Annotated in this window: 16 protein-coding genes and 2 tRNA genes; 3 read left to right on the top strand and 15 right to left on the bottom strand. The window is 62.9% G+C overall.

Annotated features, from left to right (window positions below):
* Window positions 1-48 precede the first annotated feature (48 nt).
* Complete coding sequence (gene rlmB / locus GQA94_RS07330) at window positions 49-798, bottom strand: 23S rRNA (guanosine(2251)-2'-O)-methyltransferase RlmB (protein WP_158187392.1); 750 nt, start codon at window positions 796-798, stop codon at window positions 49-51.
* Entirely contained in the window at window positions 795-3326 is a 2532-nt protein-coding gene (rnr, locus tag GQA94_RS07325; protein ID WP_158187391.1) for a ribonuclease R, read from the bottom strand. Before rnr ends, rlmB begins: the two co-directional genes overlap by 4 nt.
* A gap of 204 nt (window positions 3327-3530) precedes the next feature.
* Here rnr and GQA94_RS07320 point away from each other — a divergent pair.
* Window positions 3531-3617: transfer RNA gene (locus GQA94_RS07320), tRNA-Leu, on the top strand.
* A gap of 105 nt (window positions 3618-3722) precedes the next feature.
* Window positions 3723-3809: transfer RNA gene (locus GQA94_RS07315), tRNA-Leu, on the top strand.
* A gap of 156 nt (window positions 3810-3965) precedes the next feature.
* On the opposite strand, the gene GQA94_RS07310 is transcribed toward GQA94_RS07315, so the two are convergent.
* The 11 genes from GQA94_RS07310 to GQA94_RS07260 form a co-directional block, all read right to left on the bottom strand.
* Window positions 3966-5261 carry an adenylosuccinate synthase gene (locus GQA94_RS07310; protein ID WP_158187390.1) on the bottom strand — a complete coding sequence of 432 codons (1296 nt, stop codon included), beginning with the start codon at window positions 5259-5261 and terminating at the stop codon, window positions 3966-3968.
* An 87-nt stretch (window positions 5262-5348) separates the two neighbouring features.
* Window positions 5349-6536, bottom strand: coding sequence for an ATP phosphoribosyltransferase regulatory subunit (locus GQA94_RS07305; RefSeq protein WP_158187389.1), 1188 nt, complete (start codon window positions 6534-6536; stop codon window positions 5349-5351).
* Between the two features lie 243 nt (window positions 6537-6779).
* Window positions 6780-7652, bottom strand: a complete 873-nt coding sequence (gene hflC, locus GQA94_RS07300) for a protease modulator HflC (protein WP_158187388.1) — start codon at window positions 7650-7652, stop codon at window positions 6780-6782.
* Window positions 7652-8833 (bottom strand): FtsH protease activity modulator HflK, encoded by a 1182-nt coding sequence (hflK, locus tag GQA94_RS07295; protein ID WP_158187387.1) that lies wholly within the window; start codon window positions 8831-8833, stop codon window positions 7652-7654. The genes hflC and hflK overlap by 1 nt, the downstream gene beginning before the upstream one ends.
* 97 nt (window positions 8834-8930) lie before the next feature.
* Window positions 8931-10232 (bottom strand): ribosome rescue GTPase HflX, encoded by a 1302-nt coding sequence (gene hflX, locus GQA94_RS07290; RefSeq protein ID WP_158187386.1) that lies wholly within the window; start codon window positions 10230-10232, stop codon window positions 8931-8933.
* A 12-nt stretch (window positions 10233-10244) separates the two neighbouring features.
* Window positions 10245-10499, bottom strand: a complete 255-nt coding sequence (gene hfq, locus GQA94_RS07285) for an RNA chaperone Hfq (protein ID WP_158187385.1) — start codon at window positions 10497-10499, stop codon at window positions 10245-10247.
* Between the two features lie 90 nt (window positions 10500-10589).
* A complete protein-coding gene (gene miaA / locus GQA94_RS07280) occupies window positions 10590-11561 on the bottom strand; it encodes a tRNA (adenosine(37)-N6)-dimethylallyltransferase MiaA (RefSeq protein WP_158187384.1) in 972 nt (323 codons plus the stop codon).
* A gap of 75 nt (window positions 11562-11636) precedes the next feature.
* Window positions 11637-13514, bottom strand: coding sequence for a DNA mismatch repair endonuclease MutL (gene mutL / locus GQA94_RS07275; protein WP_158187383.1), 1878 nt, complete (start codon window positions 13512-13514; stop codon window positions 11637-11639).
* A complete protein-coding gene (locus GQA94_RS07270; RefSeq protein ID WP_158187382.1) occupies window positions 13511-14926 on the bottom strand; it encodes an N-acetylmuramoyl-L-alanine amidase in 1416 nt (471 codons plus the stop codon). Before GQA94_RS07270 ends, mutL begins: the two co-directional genes overlap by 4 nt.
* A gap of 17 nt (window positions 14927-14943) precedes the next feature.
* The gene (gene tsaE / locus GQA94_RS07265; RefSeq protein ID WP_158187381.1) at window positions 14944-15414 is read right to left on the bottom strand and encodes a tRNA (adenosine(37)-N6)-threonylcarbamoyltransferase complex ATPase subunit type 1 TsaE; all 471 of its coding nucleotides are present in this window, start codon (window positions 15412-15414) and stop codon (window positions 14944-14946) included.
* Window positions 15402-16901 carry an NAD(P)H-hydrate dehydratase gene (locus GQA94_RS07260; RefSeq protein WP_158187380.1) on the bottom strand — a complete coding sequence of 500 codons (1500 nt, stop codon included), beginning with the start codon at window positions 16899-16901 and terminating at the stop codon, window positions 15402-15404. The genes tsaE and GQA94_RS07260 overlap by 13 nt, the downstream gene beginning before the upstream one ends.
* A 151-nt stretch (window positions 16902-17052) precedes the next feature.
* Here GQA94_RS07260 and queG point away from each other — a divergent pair, with 151 nt between their 5' ends.
* Window positions 17053-18126 carry a tRNA epoxyqueuosine(34) reductase QueG gene (queG, locus tag GQA94_RS07255; protein WP_158187379.1) on the top strand — a complete coding sequence of 358 codons (1074 nt, stop codon included), beginning with the start codon at window positions 17053-17055 and terminating at the stop codon, window positions 18124-18126.
* A gap of 32 nt (window positions 18127-18158) precedes the next feature.
* On the opposite strand, the gene GQA94_RS07250 is transcribed toward queG, so the two are convergent.
* Both GQA94_RS07250 and ubiX read right to left on the bottom strand, forming a co-directional pair.
* Window positions 18159-18458 (bottom strand): YceK/YidQ family lipoprotein, encoded by a 300-nt coding sequence (locus GQA94_RS07250; protein ID WP_158187378.1) that lies wholly within the window; start codon window positions 18456-18458, stop codon window positions 18159-18161.
* A gap of 54 nt (window positions 18459-18512) precedes the next feature.
* On the bottom strand, window positions 18513-19142 hold the full coding sequence (ubiX, locus tag GQA94_RS07245; protein WP_158187377.1) for a flavin prenyltransferase UbiX: 630 nt from the start codon (window positions 19140-19142) through the stop codon (window positions 18513-18515).
* Window positions 19143-19148: the final 6 nt, after the last annotated feature.

Raw genomic sequence — 19148 nt, 5'->3', positions numbered from 1 at the left:
AGCGGGCATTGGCGCAGGATCGGCGCCTGCCGGCGCCGTCGCGTTGTGTCAGCGGCTCGCCGGGCGGCGCTGGCGCAGCGCTTCGAACAGGCAGACGCCTGTGGCGACCGATACGTTGAGGCTGCTTACGCTTCCGGCCATTGGCAGCTTGACCAGGAAATCGCAGTGCTCCCGAGTCAGGCGGCGCATGCCCTTGCCCTCGGCCCCCATCACCAGGACGATGGGCCCGCTGAGATCCTGATCGTAGATGTCCTGTTCGGCCTCACCCGCCGTCCCCACGACCCACAGCCCGCGCTGCTGGAGTTTTTCCAGCGTCCGTGCAAGGTTGGTGACCGCGACCAGGGGAATGACTTCCGCCGCACCGCAGGCCACCTTGCGCACCGTAGCGTTCAGGGTGGCGGACTTGTCCTTGGGAATGATCACGGCCAGCGCGCCGGCCGCATCGGCCGTTCGCAGACAGGCGCCGAGATTATGGGGGTCGGTGACACCGTCGAGCACGAGCAACAACGGCGGACCCTCGGTTCGATCCAGCAACTCCTCGAGCATCGCATCGCCCCAGACCTGGCTGGGGCTGACGTCGGCGACAACGCCCTGATGCACACCTTCGACCCAGGCATCCATCTCGCGCCGCTCGCACTGGCCGACGCGCACCTTGGCCTGCGCGGCCAACTGGACCAGCGCCTGCACCCGCGGATCGTCGCGCCCCTCGGCCAGCCAGACCTGCTTGACCCGCTTCGGATGATGCCGCAGCAAAGCCTCTACGGCATGAAGGCCGTAGATCTTTTCCAGATCGCTCATGGCTTGGCCTTACGCTTGCGCGGCGCGCTACCGTCCGGCTTGGCCGACGATTTGCCTGCGGCCTTGGGCTTCGATGAGCTGCGCTTGGGTTTGCTCTTCGCCGGCCGGCCGCCCTTGGCGTCGTCAAGCAAGGCCTTTTTCATCTCGCGGCTCTTGCGGACGTCCGCACTGACCGGCTCCCGCTCCCTGGCGGTCGATGTCTCCGACTTCTTGCCGCGCCCATCCTTGCGAGCACCACGAGCATCCGCCGCGCCACGATCACCCGTTCCGCTCTTGCTGCCGCCGCTGATCAATTCGAAGTCGATCTTGCGCTCGTCCAGGTCGACGCGCATCACCCGCACCTCGACGCTGTCGCCGAGTCGGAAATTACGCCCGCTGCGCTCACCGGAGAGCCGGTGATGCAGGGGATCGAAGTGGTAGTAATCGCCTGGCATGGCGGTCACGTGCACCAAGCCTTCGACATAGATATCAGTGAGTTCAACGAACAGACCGAAGCCGGTAACCGCCGTGATGACGCCCGGAAAACTCTCGCCGACCCGATCCTTCATGAACTCGCATTTGAGCCAGTTCACCACGTCGCGGGTCGCTTCGTCAGCACGCCGTTCGGTCATCGAGCATTGTTCGCCCAACTGTTCCAGGGCGGCTTCGTCGTACGGATAGATGCGCGCCTTGGGCATGCTCGTGGCGCCTTCGCGGCGCACGTGCGACGTATCGCGGCGTGAGCGAATCACGCTGCGGATCGCACGGTGAATCAGCAGATCCGGATAGCGGCGAATCGGCGAGGTGAAGTGCGCGTAGGCCTCGTAGTTCAGGCCGAAATGCCCGTTGTTGTCCGGACTGTAGACCGCCTGGCTGAGCGAGCGCAGCATCACCGTCTGGATCACATGAAAATCCGGACGCCCCTGGATGCGCTCCAGCAGCGCCTGGTAATCCTTGGGCGTCGGACCCTCCTTGCCCTTGTGCAGCGTCAGGCCCAGCTCACCAAGGAAGGCGCGCAGTTTTTCCTGGCGCTCCAAAGGCGGACCGTCATGAACACGGTACAAGCCGGGCAGATCATGGTCCTGAAGAAAGCGCGCCGTGGCGACGTTGGCGCACAGCATGCATTCCTCGATCAGCTTGTGCGCGTCGTTGCGCTCGGTGGGTTTGATCGCCGCGATCTTGCGCTCGGCGCCGAAGACGATCCGCGTCTCCTGGGTTTCGAAGTCGATCGCACCGCGCGTATGGCGGGCCTTGAGCAACACCTTGTACAGTGCATAGAGCTGCTTGAGGTGTGGCAGCACATCCCCATACTCGCCGATCAGACGCTTGCCTTCGGCCGAAGATGGCTGCTCCAGCATGCTGCTGACTTTGTTGTAGGTCAGCCGGGCGTGAGAGTGGATCACGGCCTCGTAGAACTGGTAGTCGGTCATCTTCCCCGATTTGCTCAGGGTGATTTCGCAAACCATGGCCAGGCGGTCGACATGCGGATTCAGCGAGCAGAGACCATTCGACAGCTCCTCGGGGAGCATCGGCACGACGCGTTCAGGGAAGTACACCGAGGTGCCACGCAACTCGGCTTCCTTGTCCAGGGCCGAGCCCACCTTGACGTAGTGCGAGACGTCCGCAATCGCCACATACAGGCGAAAACCGCCGGAGAACAGCTTCCAGCCGCTGAGTTTCTCGCAATAGACGGCGTCGTCGAAATCCCGCGCATCCTCGCCATCGATGGTGACGAAGGGAAGATGACGCAGGTCGACACGCTTGTGCTTGTCCTTTTCTTCGACTTCCGGCTTGAGCTTGGCCGCCTCGCGCTTGACCGCATCAGGCCAGACATGGGGAATGTCGAAGCTGCGCAGCGCAACGTCGATTTCCATACCCGGCGCCATGTAATTGCCGATCACCTCCACCACGTCGCCTTGCGGCTGGAAACGCTGGGTCGGCCAATGGGTGATTCTGATTTCGACGAACTGACCGGGCTTGGCGTCCATGGAGCGGCCCGGCGTCACCAGTACTTCCTGCTGGATCTTGGGATTGTCGGCCATGACGAAGCCGATTCCGCTTTCTTCCTGATAACGCCCAACGATCGTTTCATGCGCGCGGCTAATGACTTCCACGATCGCACCTTCGCGGCGACCACGGCGGTCGAGGCCAGCCACACGCGCCAGGCAACGATCACCATCGAAGACCAGACGCATCTGTGCGGGGCTGAGAAACAGGTCGTCGCTGCCATCATCGGGAATCAGGAAACCGAAGCCGTCGCGATGGCCGCTGACGCGACCGCATACCAGGTCCAGCTTGTCCACCGGGGCATAGGTGCCGCGCCGGGTATAGATGAGCTGACCGTCACGCTCCATCGCACGCAAACGGCGGCGTAGAGCTTCAATGTCATCCTCGGAAGATAATCCGAACTCTTCCACCAACTGCTCACGTGCCGCCGGCGAGCCACGCTCGCTCAAGTGCTGGAGAATCAGCTCGCGGCTAGGAATGGGGTTTTCGTACTTTTCCGCTTCACGGGCGGCCTCGGGATCGAGGGATTGCCAATCGGCCATTAAGAGATGTCACCTTTCATTCATTTATAGAGGCAGAACGCCCTATATCTATTGAAGCGCGAAACGCACGTCGGCGGCACGTTTCGCGCGAATTATTTTTCCTGCACGGGGCTTTACAAGGCATAACCTCGCCCGTATAGTTCGCGCCCACAATGTCTGGTAGACGTTGTAACACGGAAACGATGAAGTATCATCGTTTGCAGTGCCCAGGTGGCGGAATTGGTAGACGCACTAGGTTCAGGTCCTAGCGGTGGCAACACCGTGGAAGTTCGAGTCTTCTCCTGGGCACCATTTATTTCGATGAAATTCTTGCGCTTCGCAAGCGTCTCATAGGTAACGAGGCTGTCGACCTCGACCAGCAATCGACAAGAAGTCGGTGAGCAATCATCGCAATGTGCCCAGGTGGCGGAATTGGTAGACGCACTAGGTTCAGGTCCTAGCGATGGCAACATCGTGGAAGTTCGAGTCTTCTCCTGGGCACCACTCTTCAGAAAAAACCGAGCCATTGGCTCGGTTTTTTCGTTTCTGCCCCGCGCGCGCATACAGGGCGGCCTGTCCAGGCGCCCAGCACACCTGACGACGCCAGCCCCTGAAAAGAAAAAGGCCGCCCAAGGGCGGCCTTTTGCAACGCCAGATTGATCAGGCGTACGGGTGGCGCAACACGATCGTCTCGTTGCGATCCGGACCAGTCGAAATGATGTCGATCGGCGCCTCGACGAGCTCCTCGATCCGCTTGATATAGGCGCGCGCGTTGGCAGGCAGCTCATCGAGCGACTTCAAGCCAACGGTGGACTCGGACCAGCCCGGCAGCTCTTCGTAGACCGGCTGCAAGCCCTGGTAGCTATCCGCATCCGTTGGCGCATCGACCAGCATCTCGCCATTGCGATCCTTGTAGGCCACGCAGATTCGAATGGTTTCGAGCCCATCGAGCACATCGAGCTTGGTCAGGCAGATGCCCGAGACGCTGTTGATTTCGATGGCGCGACGCAGAATCACCGCATCGAACCAGCCGCAGCGACGCGCGCGCCCCGTAGTGGAGCCGAACTCGTGGCCACGCTCCGCCAGACGCGCACCGACATCGTCGAACAATTCTGTCGGGAACGGACCGGAGCCCACCCGCGTCGTGTAGGCCTTGGTAATGCCCAGAATATAGTCCAGGTACAGCGGCCCGAAACCGGAACCGGTCGCAGTACCGCCAGCCGTGGTGCTGGAGCTGGTGACGTACGGATAGGTGCCGTGGTCGATGTCCAGCAGCGAACCCTGGGCACCTTCGAACATGATGCGCGCGCCCTGCTTGCGCAGCTCGTGCAGGCGAGCCGAGACATCGGTCATCATCGGCTTGAGTATTTCGGCATAGCCCAGCGCCTCGTCCAGGGTCTTCTGGAAATCGACCGGCTCGACCTTGTAGAAATTCTGCAGGATGAAGTTGTGATACTCGAGCAGCTCCCGCAGCTTCACGGCAAAGCGCTCCGGGTTGAAGAGATCACCGATACGCAACCCCCGACGAGCCACCTTGTCCTCGTAGGCGGGACCGATACCACGGCCCGTGGTGCCGATCTTGCCTTCCGAGCGCGCCGCTTCGCGCGCCTGATCCAGCGCCACGTGGTACGGCAGGATCAGAGTACAGGCCGGACTGATGCGCAGACGCTCGCGTACCGGTACGCCTTTTTCTTCCAGCTTGGTGATTTCGCGCATCAAGGCATCCGGCGCAACGACCACGCCGTTGCCGATCAAGCACTGGACGTTTTCACGCAGAATGCCGGACGGGATCAGGTGCAACACGGTTTTCTCGCCGTCGATGACCAGGGTGTGACCCGCATTGTGGCCGCCCTGGAAACGAACCACGGCCGCTGCCTGGTCGGTCAGCAGATCGACGATCTTGCCCTTGCCCTCATCACCCCACTGGGTGCCCAGGACCACGACGTTCTTACCCATAAACCTTGTCCTCTTGGCGAAGCATACCGGTCCAGGACCGGCGAAAAAATCTGGAAAACAGCCTGGCGCGCTCAGCCAGGGCCCGCATCAGCGGGCCAGCGGCGCTACGGTCCAGGAACCCTCATGCAACAATAGCTGCCGGTCGCAGCCCACGCCCGATGCCGCATCATCCTGCTGGCCATCGAGCGCCTGCACGACACGCTCACCCTGCTCACGCAGACGACAGACCGCCTGCCACAGCGCAGGATCGGTGCCGTATGGCGCCCATATTCCCACTACAGACGTCACGAGCGCGGCATTACCCAGGCTGACCAATGTCTTCAGGTCCGTCGAAAACCCCGTCGCCGGACGCGCCCGGCCGAAATCCGCACCGATGTCGTCATAACGGCCGCCCTGAGCGATCGACTGGCCGACACCTGGGACGAATACCGCGAAGACCACGCCGGTGTGGTAGTGATAGCCGCGCAGTTCGCCGAGATCGAAATACAACGGCAATTGCGGATAGCGCACCGCCAATTGGTCGGCGATATGAATCAGTCCCTCGAGCGCGTCGCGCACCACCGCCGGCGCCTCAGCCAGGACGGCGCGCGCCGCATCGAGCGTCTCGCGTCCGCCACAGAGTCGCGCCAAGGCACGCAGCATGCTGGCCAGGGCAGGCTCGACATCGGCCGTCAATACGAAAATCTCGTCCATCGCTTTACGCTGAAGCGCATCGAACAGGCGCTGCTCGGCGTCGCCGGACAGGCCTGCCGCGCGCGCCAATCCGCGATAGATCCCCACATGCCCCAGATCCATGTGCACGTCCGGCACATCGGCGAGGCTGAGGGTTTCCAGCATCAGGCTGATCACCTCGAGGTCACTGGAAGTACTGCTATCGCCGTAGAGCTCCGCGCCCAGCTGAATCGGGCTGCGGGACGTGGCGAGCGCCTGCGGCTTGGCATGCAGTACGCTACCGGCATAACACAGCCGGCTCGGACCTTCGCGGCGCAAGGTGTGGGCATCGACGCGTGCTACCTGCGGCGTGATGTCGGCGCGCAAGCCCATCTGCCGTCCCGACAACGGATCGATGACCTTGAAGGTTTTCAGATCAAGATCCTGCCCCGCGCCCGTGAGCAGCGACTCGAGAAACTCCACGTGAGGCGTGATGACCAGCTCGTAGCCCCAGCGCTGGAACAGATCCAATACACGACGTCGTGCGGTTTCGATACGCGCCGCCTCCGGCGGCAGCACCTCTTCGATGCCATCTGGCAGTAGCCAGCGGTCTACCGTTGCCATTTCGCCAATCACCTCTCGATACGGCAAGCCTAGTCAAGCAGACGAACACCGGGGCCATAGCCTGAGCTGCCCATCGGTCGCGTGCGATTGTGTTCGAACCATGGCTAACCATGCACGGATCAGTCTGCTTTCCACTGGGGCGCAGACGCAAAAAAGCCGGGTTTTGCCCGGCTTGTCGATCATAACAATGTTTCGCCAATGGGTCACCCGCTGGACGGCATCGTCCGGCGGGTGAACTCAGGCTCATTGTGCCGTGGAAGATTCCAGATAGCGGAAGAAATCGCTTTTGGGATCGAGCACCAGCACATCTTCCTTGGTGGCGAAGCTTTCGCGATAGGCCTGCAAGCTACGATGGAACGCATAGAACTCGCGATCCTGACCGTAAGCCGCGGCGTAGATGGCAGCCGCCTGAGCATCACCGTCACCACGCAGCTCCTCGGCTTCGCGGAAGGCTTCGGCCAGCAGCACCCGGCGCTGACGGTCGGCGTCAGCACGGATGCCTTCGGCCAGTTCCTTACCTTTGGCCCGATGCTCGCGTGCCTCACGTTCACGCTCGGAGCTCATGCGTTCGAACACGCTGCGGTTCACTTCACGTGGAAGATCGATGCCCTTGACGCGCACATCGAGCACCTCGATTCCAAGCTCCTGCTGCGCCGCCCGATTCAGGCTGTTGGTCACCAGGCTCATCAGCTCATCGCGCTGACCCGACACCGATTCGTGCAGGGTTCGCTTACCGAACTGATCGCGCAGCGCAGCCTCAAGGCGACGCGCCAGGCGCTCATCGGCAATCTGCTTCATACCGGACGTTGCGGTGTAGAACCGCTCGGCATCATCCACACGCCACTTGGCGTAGGAATCGACCATCAACGCTTTCTTTTCCAGCGTCAGGAAGCGTGCCGTGCTGGTATCAAGCGTCATCAGGCGCGCGTCGAACTTGCGTACGCTGTTCACGTAAGGAATCTTCAAATGAAGACCCGGCTTCACATCGGGCTCGACGATACGGCCGAAGCGCAGCATCACCGCACGCTCGGTCTGCGAGACGATGTAGAAGCTGTTCCACATCACGATCGCCAGCACGACCCCCACAATCAGGGCGGTCAGGGACTTATTGCTCATTAGCGGACCTCCCTTGTACGCACTTCACGCGGATCCAGCTCCGGAGGCAGCCGTGTAGTCTGAGTCGAAGCGCCCGAGGTGGATGCCGGCGCAGACCGCTCGGTGGTGGCACCACGACTGTTGATCATCTTGTCGAGCGGCAGATAGAGCAGGTTGTTCTGCCCACTTTCGCCGGTCACGAGCACCTTGCTGGTGTTGCTCATCAACTCCTGCATGGTTTCCAGGTACAGGCGCTCACGCGTCACATCCGGCGCCTTGCGATACTCGGCAACCAGCTTGGAGAAGCGGTCTGCCTCACCCTGCGCACGAGAGATCACCGCATCACGGTAGCCGCTCGCCTCTTCCAGCATGCGCTGGGCCTGACCACGAGCCTCGGGGATGACGCCATTGGCGTAGGACTCGGCCTGGTTCTTCTCGCGCTGCTCGTCTTCACGCGCACGGATCACATCATCGAAGGCTTCCTGCACTTCACGCGGGGCCGCCGCGCTCTGCAGGTTGACCTGGGTCACGATGATGCCGGTACCGTAGTTGTCGAGGAAACGCTGCAGCCGCTCTTTCACCTCGCCCGCCATGGCTTCACGGCCTTCGGTCAACACCTGATCCATGGCGGTCGAACCCACCACGTGGCGCACGGCGCTATCCGTCGCATGCTGCAATGACGCTTCAGGCTCTTCGACATTGAGCACGAAGGCCTGCAGATCGCTGATCTTGTACTGCACGGTCAGTGGCACTTCGATGATGTTCTCGTCCTCGGTGAGCATCTGCCCTTGCTTGCTGTAGGAGCGCTCGCGGGTGACGTTAGCCTGGTACTTGCGGTCGAATGGCGGGAAATAGATGTTAAGACCCGGCCCTACGGTCTCGTGATATTTACCCAGGCGCAGCACCACGGCCTGTTCCTGCTCGTCGACGATATAGATCGCGTTGAACAGCCAGACGGCGAGCAGCAATACCAGACCGACCCAGACCAGCCCGAATCCGCCACGCCGGCCAGTGCCGCCACCGGGCGAACCGCCACTGCGCTTCTTGCCGCCGAACATGCCATTGAGGCTGTCCTGTAATTTGCGGAAAGCCTCATCCAGGTCCGGCGGACCCTTTTGATCGCCACCGCCGCGACGACCACCGCCACCGCTCCCCCAGGGATCCTGGTTGTTCGAGTTGCCACCCGGCTCATTCCAAGCCATAGCGCTCTCCATTCAAATAAAGCTAAAGACGCGCCAACGGCGCGCCCGCCAATGCTACCGAAAGCCCGGATCGAACGGCTCAAAAGCCCCCCGAGCTTTATTGCAAAGTGTGTTGCTCGAAGAACTGCTCCGCCTCGAAGCCTGCGCGACTGATCAGGCGGTGCAACTCGACACGCTGTAACCGCACATCCAGCAAACTGCCACCCTCGTCGTCATGCGACTCGGATTGCACCGCACCCAGTTCGAACAGCTGCGCCCTCAAGCGGCCAAGGTCCTGCGAGAGCCGAAGCGTGCCGACGAACAGGTCATTGCCGAGCAACTCCGCGACCGCCTGCTTCAACAGGTCGAGCCCCAGCCCCTGCTGGGCCGACACCCAGACGCGCTGCGGCACACCGTCGGCGTTACGCTGGATCTGCGGCTCGATACCGTCCAGCAGATCCACCTTGTTGTAGACCTCCAGAATCGGCAACTCATGCGCGCCGATTTCGGTCAGCACCGCCAACACCTGCTCGATCTGCTGATCTCGCTCGGGCTCGTGCGCATCGATAACGTGCAGCAGCAGGTCGGCATTGCTCGACTCTTCAAGCGTGGCCCGGAAGGATTCGACCAGTTTGTGCGGCAAATGACGGATGAAGCCCACCGTGTCGGCCAGCACCACCGGCCCCAGATCGTCCAGTTCCAGGCGACGCAAGGTCGGGTCGAGCGTGGCGAACAGCTGGTTGGCCGCGTAGACCTCGGAGTCGGTCAAGGCATTGAACAGCGTGGACTTACCCGCGTTGGTGTAGCCCACCAGCGAAATCAGCGGAATATCGGCACGGCGACGCCCGCGGCGGGCCTGCTCACGCTGGCCACGAACCTTTTCCAGGCGCTGCTTGATCTGACGGATACGCACACGCAACAGGCGACGGTCCGTTTCCAGCTGGGTCTCACCCGGGCCACGCAGACCGATACCACCCTTTTGCCGCTCAAGGTGAGTCCAGCCACGCACAAGCCGCGTACTCATGTGCTCCAACTGAGCCAGCTCGACCTGCAGCTTGCCTTCGTGGGTGCGGGCTCGCTGGGCGAAAATATCGAGGATCAGGCCGGTTCGATCGAGCACACGGCATTCGAGCGCGCGCTCGAGGTTGCGCTCCTGACTGGGAGTCAGCGTGTGGTTGAAGATGACCAGCTCAACCTCGCCGTCCTTGACGAGATCGTGCAGCTCTTCGACCTTTCCGCTGCCGATCAGAAACTTGGCGGAAGGCTGATGCTTGGCCACATTGACGAAACCGACGGTTTCGGCGCCGGCTGACCGTGCCAGCTCCCGAAACTCCTGAGGGTCTTCACGCGCCGCTGGATCCTGACCATCCAGATGAACCAGGATAGCCCGCTCACCACCACCGGGACGTTCGAAGAACAAAGAAAGCCCCCTTTAGTCGTTACCCGACTCGGTCTGCTCTGCATCGCCGGCCGCGGGCAGGCGCACCGGACGACCGGGAACGACGGTCGAGATAGCATGCTTGTAGACCATCTGACTGACAGTGTTCTTCAAGAGGATGACGAACTGGTCGAATGATTCGATCTGGCCCTGCAGCTTGATACCGTTGACCAGGTAGATGGAAACCGGAACGCGTTCCTTACGTAAAGTGTTCAGGTAAGGGTCTTGTAGCGAATGCCCTTTTGACATGTGCCGCACTCCTTAAAGGATCTTTTCATTAATTTTTTAGAATCGAACACGGCCGATCAAGGATTGAATATAGCCGGTCAAATTGCAGTGTCAGCTCAATATGGTGAGCCTCTCCAAGTATTTCAATGCTCGCGGCAGATTGTCGCAGGCCGAGCTTTCCAGCCAGTGAACGCCTTCCCATCCTCGCAGCCAGGTCAATTGACGCTTGGCCAATTGCCGAGTAGCGATGACGCCGCGCTGAACCATTTCCTCTCGCGAGCAGGCACCATCCAGATAATTCCAGACCTGACGATAGCCTACGGCGCGCATGGAAGGCAGTTCGGGATGCAGATCGCTACGCCTACGAAGGGCTTCGACCTCTTCGACAAAGCCCTGTTCAACCATTGCCACGAAGCGTTGTTCGATACGCTGGTGCAAGACGTGTCGCTGCGCGGGCGCAACGGACAACTGCGCGACAGTATAAGGCAAGACGAGGCCGTCTGGCGTGCCCGCTCCAGCTTTTTGCAACCTTTGTCGGGCACGGTGCTCACTCATGCTGATACCACTGACCCGGTAGACCTCCAGCGCCCTGACAAGGCGCTGCGGATCATTGGGGTGAATCCGCAGCGCCGACTCCGGATCCACCTCGGCCAGTTGCCGATGCAAAGACGCCAGCCCTTGCACGCGCGCCTGCGCCTCCAGCTCCGCGCGCACCGCGACGTCGGCAGCGGGCATGTCCGCGAGCCCCTCGCTCAGCGCCTTGAAGTAGAGCATGGTCCCGCCAACCAGTAACGGGATGCGTCCAGCCGCAGTGCTCTGCGCCATCGCCGCCAGCGCATCCTCGACGAAGTCGGCCGCCGAGTAGCTTTGCGCCGGGTCGCGGATATCGATCAGTCGGTGCGGAAACGCCCGCAACACCTCGGCTGACGGCTTCGCAGTACCGATGTCCATCCCCCGGTACACCAGCGCCGAATCGACACTGATCAAGTCGCAGGGCAACTGCCGGGCAAGCTCGATGGCCAGGTCGGTCTTGCCGGCGGCCGTGGGACCCATGAGAAAGATGGCAGGGGGTAATCGGGACATCGAGGGCTCGACTGGAAGTGGTTCGGTTAGACGGCGTGGATCGATCCGCGGGCAGGGATGCCGCACAACGGCAAGCTATCGCCCCCTGAGGAACAGTTTGTCCAGATCGCCCATGCCCATCTGAGTCCAGGTCGGGCGCCCATGGTTGCACTGACCACTGCGCTCCGTGCTTTCCATATCGCGCAGCAGGCCATTCATTTCCGGCAGCGTGAGACGCCGATTCGCACGCACGGCACCGTGGCAGGCCATGGTGCCGAGAAGCTCGTTCAGGTGCGCTTGGATACGGTCACTCGTGCCGTACTCGAGCAGGTCGGCCAGAACGTCCTGGACCAGGCGGGTCGCCTCGGCTTGCTTGAGCAAAGCCGGAATCTGTCGAATCGCCAGGCTTTCGGGGCCCAATCGCTGCAATTCGAAACCCAGCAGCTGGAACCACTGGGCGTGTTCTTCGGCGCAGTCTGCCTCGCGCTGGCTCACCGCGATCGACTCAGGCACCAGCAAAGGCTGGCCACGCAGGCCGTCGCTGGCCATGGCCGTTTTCAGCCGCTCGTACATGATCCGCTCGTGAGCCGCATGCATATCCACCAGCACCAGGCCGTGCGCGTTCTCCGCCAGGATATAGATGCCCTTTAGCTGAGCCAGCGCATAGCCGAGCGGCGGGACGTCATCTCGTGTATCAGGCAGGGGCGCCGGGGCTGCCTCGGCGAGCGGCGAAAAGAACTCGCGATAGGCGCCTTGCGCCTCGGCAACATGGCCCGCCGGCAACGGCCGAGGCGACTGATAGCCCGCGCCAGGCCCGCGCCAGGCAGGCTGTTCGGCTTGCGGCTGCTCCAGCACACTGGCCGCAAGACTCATCTCGTTCTGCCCGGCGAACTCTCCGGCGGCCAGGCCGGTGACCTGGGTAACGGGCGTCACACTGGCAGGTGCCGCGAGCTGATCTTCCGGGCGCACGTCACCGAGCGCACGATGCAGCGTGCCGTAGAGGAAATCGTGCACCATGCGGTTATCGCGGAAACGCACCTCATGCTTGGTGGGATGCACATTCACATCCACCACTGCCGGATCGACATCCAGAAACAACACGAAGGTCGGATGGCGACCGTTGAACAGCACATCGCGGTAGGCCTGGCGTACCGCATGGGCGACCAGCTTGTCGCGGACCATCCGCCCATTGACGTAGAAATATTGCAAGTCCGCCTGGCTGCGGGAAAACGTCGGCAAGCCGACCCAGCCCCAGAGATGCAGACCGTTGCGCTCGATCTCCACCGGCAGCGCCTGCTCGAGAAAAGCCGGGCCACACACCGAAGCCACGCGCCGCGCCCGCGAAGCCGCATCATTGGCCTGATGCAGTGCGAGTACTACCTTGCCGTTGTGACGCAGGTGAAAGGCCACATCGAAGCGAGCCAGCGCCAGCCGCTTGATGACTTCCTGCAGGTGATCGAATTCGGTTTTCTCGGTGCGCAGAAACTTGCGACGCGCCGGCGTATTGAAAAACAGATCGCGCACTTCGACGGATGTGCCGACCGGATGCGCAGCCGGCTGGACACGCGCCTGCATGTCCCTGCCTTCGGTTTCGACCTGCCAGGCTTCTGCGGCGTCCGCCGTGCGCGACGTCAACGTCAGGCGCGAGACCGAACTGATCGACGCCAGCGCTTCACCCCGAAAGCCCAGGCTCATGACCCGTTCTAGGTCTTCCAGATCGCGAATCTTGCTGGTCGCATGGCGCGCCAGGGCCAGCGGCAGGTCATCGGCCGGGATGCCACAGCCATCGTCGCGCACCCGGAGCAGTTTCACGCCGCCCTGTTCGACATCCACTTCGATGCGCGTGGCGCCCGAATCGAGGCTGTTTTCCAGCAGTTCCTTGATGACCGAGGCAGGTCGCTCGACCACTTCGCCTGCCGCGATCTGGTTGGCCAGGCGCGGGCTGAGCAGTTGGATGCGCGCTGCTTCGGTCATGGTTGCGAAGCCAGGGTCGTGGCCGGAATGTTCAGCGTCTGACCGACCTTGATCACATCGCTTTTCAGACCATTCGCATTGCGCAATGCCGGCAGGCTGATCTGATAGCGCGCGGCAAGCAACGCCAGGCTTTCGCCGGAGCGGACAACATGCTCGCGCGGGGCGCTGGCAATCTTGCCGGAATCACGCAGCCAGGCGATATAGGTGCCGGGGGGTGGGTTCTCGTGGAAGAACTGCCGCACGCCACTGTGAATCGAGCGAGCCAGCGATTGCTGGTGGGACGCAGTCTGCAACTTGCGTGCTTCGGACGGGTTGGAAATGAAGCCTGTCTCCACCAGGATCGACGGGATGTCAGGGGATTTCAGCACCATGAATCCAGCCTGCTCGACGCGGCTTTTATGCAACGGGGTGATGCGCCCCATGTTGCTCAACACTTTCTGACCGACATTGAGGCTGGACGACAAAGACGCCGTCATCGACAGGTCCAGCAGGACACCGGCAAGCATCTGATCCTTGTCGCCGAGGCTGACATTGCCGGCCCCGCCGATCAGGTCCGAACGGTTTTCACTGTCGGCGAGCCAGCGCGCGGTTTCCGAAGTCGCGCCGCGATCCGACAACGCGAACACCGACGCGCCATAGGCCGCCGAGCGCGGCGCGGCATCGGCATGTATCGAGACGAAAAGATCCGCGCCCTTCTTGCGTGCGATCTCGGTGCGCTTGCGCAACGGGATGAAATAATCGCCGGTTCGCACCAGCTCGGCACGAAAGCCCTTTTCGGCATTTATCTGGCGCTGAAGCTCCTTGGATATCTGCAGCACCACGCTCTTTTCGTAGACCTTGCCCGGCCCGATCGCTCCAGGATCTTCGCCGCCATGGCCGGCGTCGATGGCGATAACGATGTCACGCTTGCTGCTCGGCAATGGCGGCAACTTCAGCGCTGGCAGGGTTGGCGACACGGGCGCGGCAGGCGTGCCTGGCGAACTCGTGGCAGGAACGTCCGACGTCGCCGACGGCTCGGCGCCCTCGTCATACAGGTCGACCACGAGTCGATGGCCGTACTGCTGATTGGGCGTGAGGGTAAAACTCTTGGGCGTGACCTGCGCCGAAAGGTCGATGACCACGCGCAGCGTATCGGCGTCGTACTTGGCCGCACGCAGACCGGAAATAGGCGTGTTTTTCAACGGCAACTGCTCGAACGGCCTGGGCAGATTACCGCCGTCGACATCGATCACGATGCGATCCGGGGCCGTCAGGGTAAAGACGTTGTGTTTAACCGGGCCAGAAAGATCGAACACCAGACGGGTATTGTCCGGCGCTCTCCACAAACGCACGCTCTGCACGTCGGAAGCAGCCAGGACCTGCACGGCCGCGAGCATCAATGCCAAACCACTTACCAGCGCGCGCATGCGCATACCCAACCCCATGTTGTTCATTGATTACCGATGGTCAGGACAGAACACCAGCCAACCCCGCGCTCGCCCCGCGGCGTCAGACGCAGCGAGCGGGCGGCGCCTTCGGGCGTAATGGTAATGTCCAGGTCGGCCTTTGGCAAAATGCCGGCGCCACGTTCTGGCCACTCTACCAGGCACAGCGCGTCGCCTTCGAAATAGTCGCGAATGCCCAGGAATTCCAGCTCCTCCGGGTCGACGAGCCGATACAGGTCGAAATGGAAGACACGCGCCCCCGGCGTTTCGTAGGGCTCGACGAGGGTGAACGTCGGACTCTTGACCTTGCCCTGATGGCCGAACCCACGAATCAGCCCGCGTGACAACGTCGTCTTGCCGGCCCCGAGATCACCGTGCAGATAAATCACGCCCCGACCACCGGTCGCCTGGGCAATGCGCGCACCCAACGCGAGCATCTCCGATTCATCTGCCGCAAACAGCGTCACGTCCTGCATGGCGATTGTTCCTCGAGCAACTGGCGGATGGCGGGAATCAGATCGGCGGCAGCCAGCCCCCGGCCCTGCGCGCCGACACGCTCGCCGGCCACGGCATGCAACCAGACCGCCAGGCACGCCGCATCGAATGGCACGAATCCTTGTGCCAGCAACGCCCCTGCGACACCCGCCAGGACATCGCCAAGGCCTGCGCTGGCCATCGCCGGATGGCCACGATCACACAACATCAAGCGACCCGTTGGGTCTGCGATCAGCGTACCCGCGCCTTTGAGCAGCACGCTACAGCCGTAACGGATGGCCAACTGCTGGACTGCGGCGGGCCGATCCGCCTGGACCTCGGCGACCGAAATACCCAGCAGACGCGCGGCCTCGCCTGGGTGCGGCGTAAGCAGGCAATCGGCCGGCGGTTCGACCGCGCCTTCGGCCAGCAGATTCAGCGCATCGGCATCCCACACTTGCGGCACCCGGCACTGCGGCGCCAGTGACAGCAGGCTGCGCCCCCACGGGGCTTGTCCCAGCCCTGGCCCGATTATCACCACGTCGGCGCGCCGAGCCAGCGCTGCCAGGCCGTAGGTCGACTCGACGCCGCTGCACATGATTTCCGGCCGTCGAACCAACGCAGCCGTCACGTGTTCAGGCCGGGTCGCCAGCGTCACCATCCCCGCCCCGGTCCGCAGCGCCGCCTCGGCGCTGAGCAAGGCCGCACCGCCTGTCCCCAGATCGCCGCCGATCACCAGCACCTGGCCAAAACTGCCCTTGTGCGCGGTCGGCGATCGAGGGGCCAACACAGGAAGATTCGCCACGCATAAACGCTCGGCGCGGGCCTGGGCTTGTTCGAGGATCGCGGCGTCGGCCTGCAGATCGTCGAACACCCGCTCGCCAACCCGGTCCGGGCCTTCGCCGGTCAACAGTCCAACCTTGAGGCCGATGAAGGTCACCGTCAGGTCGGCGCGCACCGCCTGCCCCAGCACGCGCCCGGTATCGGCGCAAAGGCCGGATGGCAGATCGACCGCCAGGATCGGCAGCGCGCTCTGATTCATCGAACGAATGACCGTCGCATACGGCTCACGAACCTCACCGCAGAGCCCGGTGCCCAGCAGTGCATCAACCAGAACGCCCCGCAGCATCGCGTCCGGTGTCCAGGGCAGCGGCGTCACACCGGCTGCCTGTGCTTCGGCGAAGGCCAGCGCGGCGTCGCCCTGCAACTGCTGCGGATCACCCACCGCGAGCACCTGAACCCGACGACCGGCACGCTGCGCCAAGGCCGCGATCAGATAGCCGTCCCCCGCGTTGTTGCCGCGCCCTGCCAGCACGGTAATGTGCTGCTCGCCAGGCCAGCGGCGGCGTAGCGCACGCCAGGCGGCATGCGCCGCACGCTGCATCAGCTCGAAGCCGGGCGTTCCGGCGGCGATCAGGCGCGCGTCGAGTGCACGCACTTGTGCGGCTGAATATAAAGAGGTGGGCAGGGTATCGGTGGTCTGAGACATGAATCACCCGAGCGAATATCTGGCAGAATTATACGCATGCGCCTTACCGCCTGCCTGTGCGCGTCGAACTTCATCGCAGCCGCTCGAAGCGCACATTCCGGCGAGCGCCAGGCCATCCATACGCAGCCGCCATCCCTCGAAGACCCGCCTCATGTCCAGCCACTCTCTCGACCCCGTCGCTCTCGCTCAGGCCATCAAGGCGTGGGGACGCGAGCTCGGCTTTCAGCAGGTCGGTATCACGGGCATCGACCTGGCCGAGCACGAAGCGCACCTGGAGCGCTGGCTGGCAGCCGGTTATCACGGCGAGATGGATTACATGGCGGCCCATGGCAGCAAGCGTTCGCACCCGGAACAGCTCGTGCCCGGGACCTTGCGGGTCATCTCGCTGCGCATGGACTATCTGCCAGGCGATACCCGCATGGCGCAGCAGCTGGCGACGCCGGAGAACGCCTATGTGTCGCGCTACGCGCTGGGCCGCGACTATCACAAACTGATCCGCAAGCGCCTTCAACACTTGGCCGAGCGCATCCAGCAAACCATCGGCCCGTTCGGCTTTCGTGCCTTCGTCGACAGCGCGCCGGTGCTGGAAAAGGCCGTGGCGCAGCAAGCCGGCCTCGGCTGGATCGGCAAGAACACGCTGGTGCTCAACCGCAAGGCCGGCAGTTGGTTCTTTCTGGGCGAGCTGTTCGTCGACATCGACCTGCCCATCGACGAGCCCACCGCGCGCGATCACTGCGGCAGTTGCAGCGCCTGTCTGGATATCTGCCCCACGGAAGCCTTCGTGGGCGAGCGTGTGCTCGATGCGCGGCGCTGCATCTCCTACCTGACCATCGAGCTGAAAGGTCCGATCCCGGTCGAGTTGCGCTCGAAAATCGGCAACCGGGTGTTCGGTTGCGACGACTGCCAGATCGTCTGCCCGTGGAACCGCTTCGCCAAGCCAACCGAACAAAGCGACTTTCAGCCGCGGCACAGCCTGGATAATGCCGAACTGGCGGCGCTGTTCCGCTGGAGCGAGGCGCAATTCCTCAGCCGCACCGAGGGCTCGCCGTTGCGCCGGACGGGTTACCAGAACTGGCTGCGCAACCTGGCGGTGGGGCTGGGCAACGCGCCCTCGACCATCCCGGTGCTCGAAGCCCTCCAGGCACGCCGCGACGACCCGTCTGAACTGGTGCGCGAGCATGTGCAATGGGCGCTGGCGCAGCATGCCGCTCGTCAGAACGGCTGAACCTCAGCCAGCAGACGAGTCATTCAGCCCGTTCACAAGCCGCCTTGCACGTTCAGGCCCAGGCCGAGCACGGTGGCCAGCGAAAGCGGCAGCAGCAGCGTGTCGAGCAACAGGCTGGCGGGCAGGTCGAGCGCCGCGTGTTTCGGCGCGCGCGCCCCGAAACGGTCGAGCGGGCAGCAGCCACCGTTGAGGCTGTACCAGTCCAGGCGTGTGCCGGAGTAGACGACTGGCGCGCCCGGCTTGGCCGCATCCAGGGTGCGCACCGTGGCGCAGCCGCCGAGCAGCAGGACGGCGAGCATCGTCGGCACCAGCCGCGCAGTCGAGCGCCTCATCGCAGGCCTCGGCTGCACACGCCGATCACGGCGCGCATGAGTCCGGCCACGGTTTCAATCATCGCTGACGATATGGTGCTCACCCCAGCGCGGCAGCATGTCCTGCGGAATATCGAGCAGATTGAGAATCCGCGCGACGACGAAGTCGACCAGGTCATCGAGCGTCTGCGGCTGGTGATAGAACCCCGGCGACGCGGGCAGAATGGTCACGCCGAGGTTGGACAGCTTGAGCATGTTCTCCAGATGAATACTGGAATACGGCGCCTCGCGCGGCACCAGGATGAGTTGGCGGCGCTCTTTCAGCGCGACATCGGCGGCGCGTTCGATCAGGTTGTTGCAAGCACCGCAGGCGATCGCGGAAAGGGTTCCGGTCGAACACGGCACCACCACCATCGCCGTCGGCGCGCCGGAACCGGAGGCCGGTGGCGCCATCCAGTCCTCCTTGGCGAACACGCGGATCTGCCCTGCCGCAGCGCCGGTGTATTCACTGAGGAACGCTTGCATGGCCTGCGGTTTGGCCGGCAGCACCACGTCGGTCTCGGTGGCCATGACCAACTGCGCCGCCTTGGAGATCAGGAAATGCACCTCGCGATCTTCCTGAATCAGGCAGTCCAGCAGGCGCAGGCCATACTGGGCGCCCGATGCGCCGGTCATGGCCAGCGTGATGCGTTCCGGTCCACTCATGAATGT

The organism is Stutzerimonas stutzeri (assembly GCF_009789555.1).
Lineage (GTDB): Bacteria > Pseudomonadota > Gammaproteobacteria > Pseudomonadales > Pseudomonadaceae > Stutzerimonas > Stutzerimonas stutzeri_R.
The sequence above is the reverse complement of the archived record's forward strand: the minus strand, read 5'-3'. Positions and strand labels throughout refer to the sequence as shown.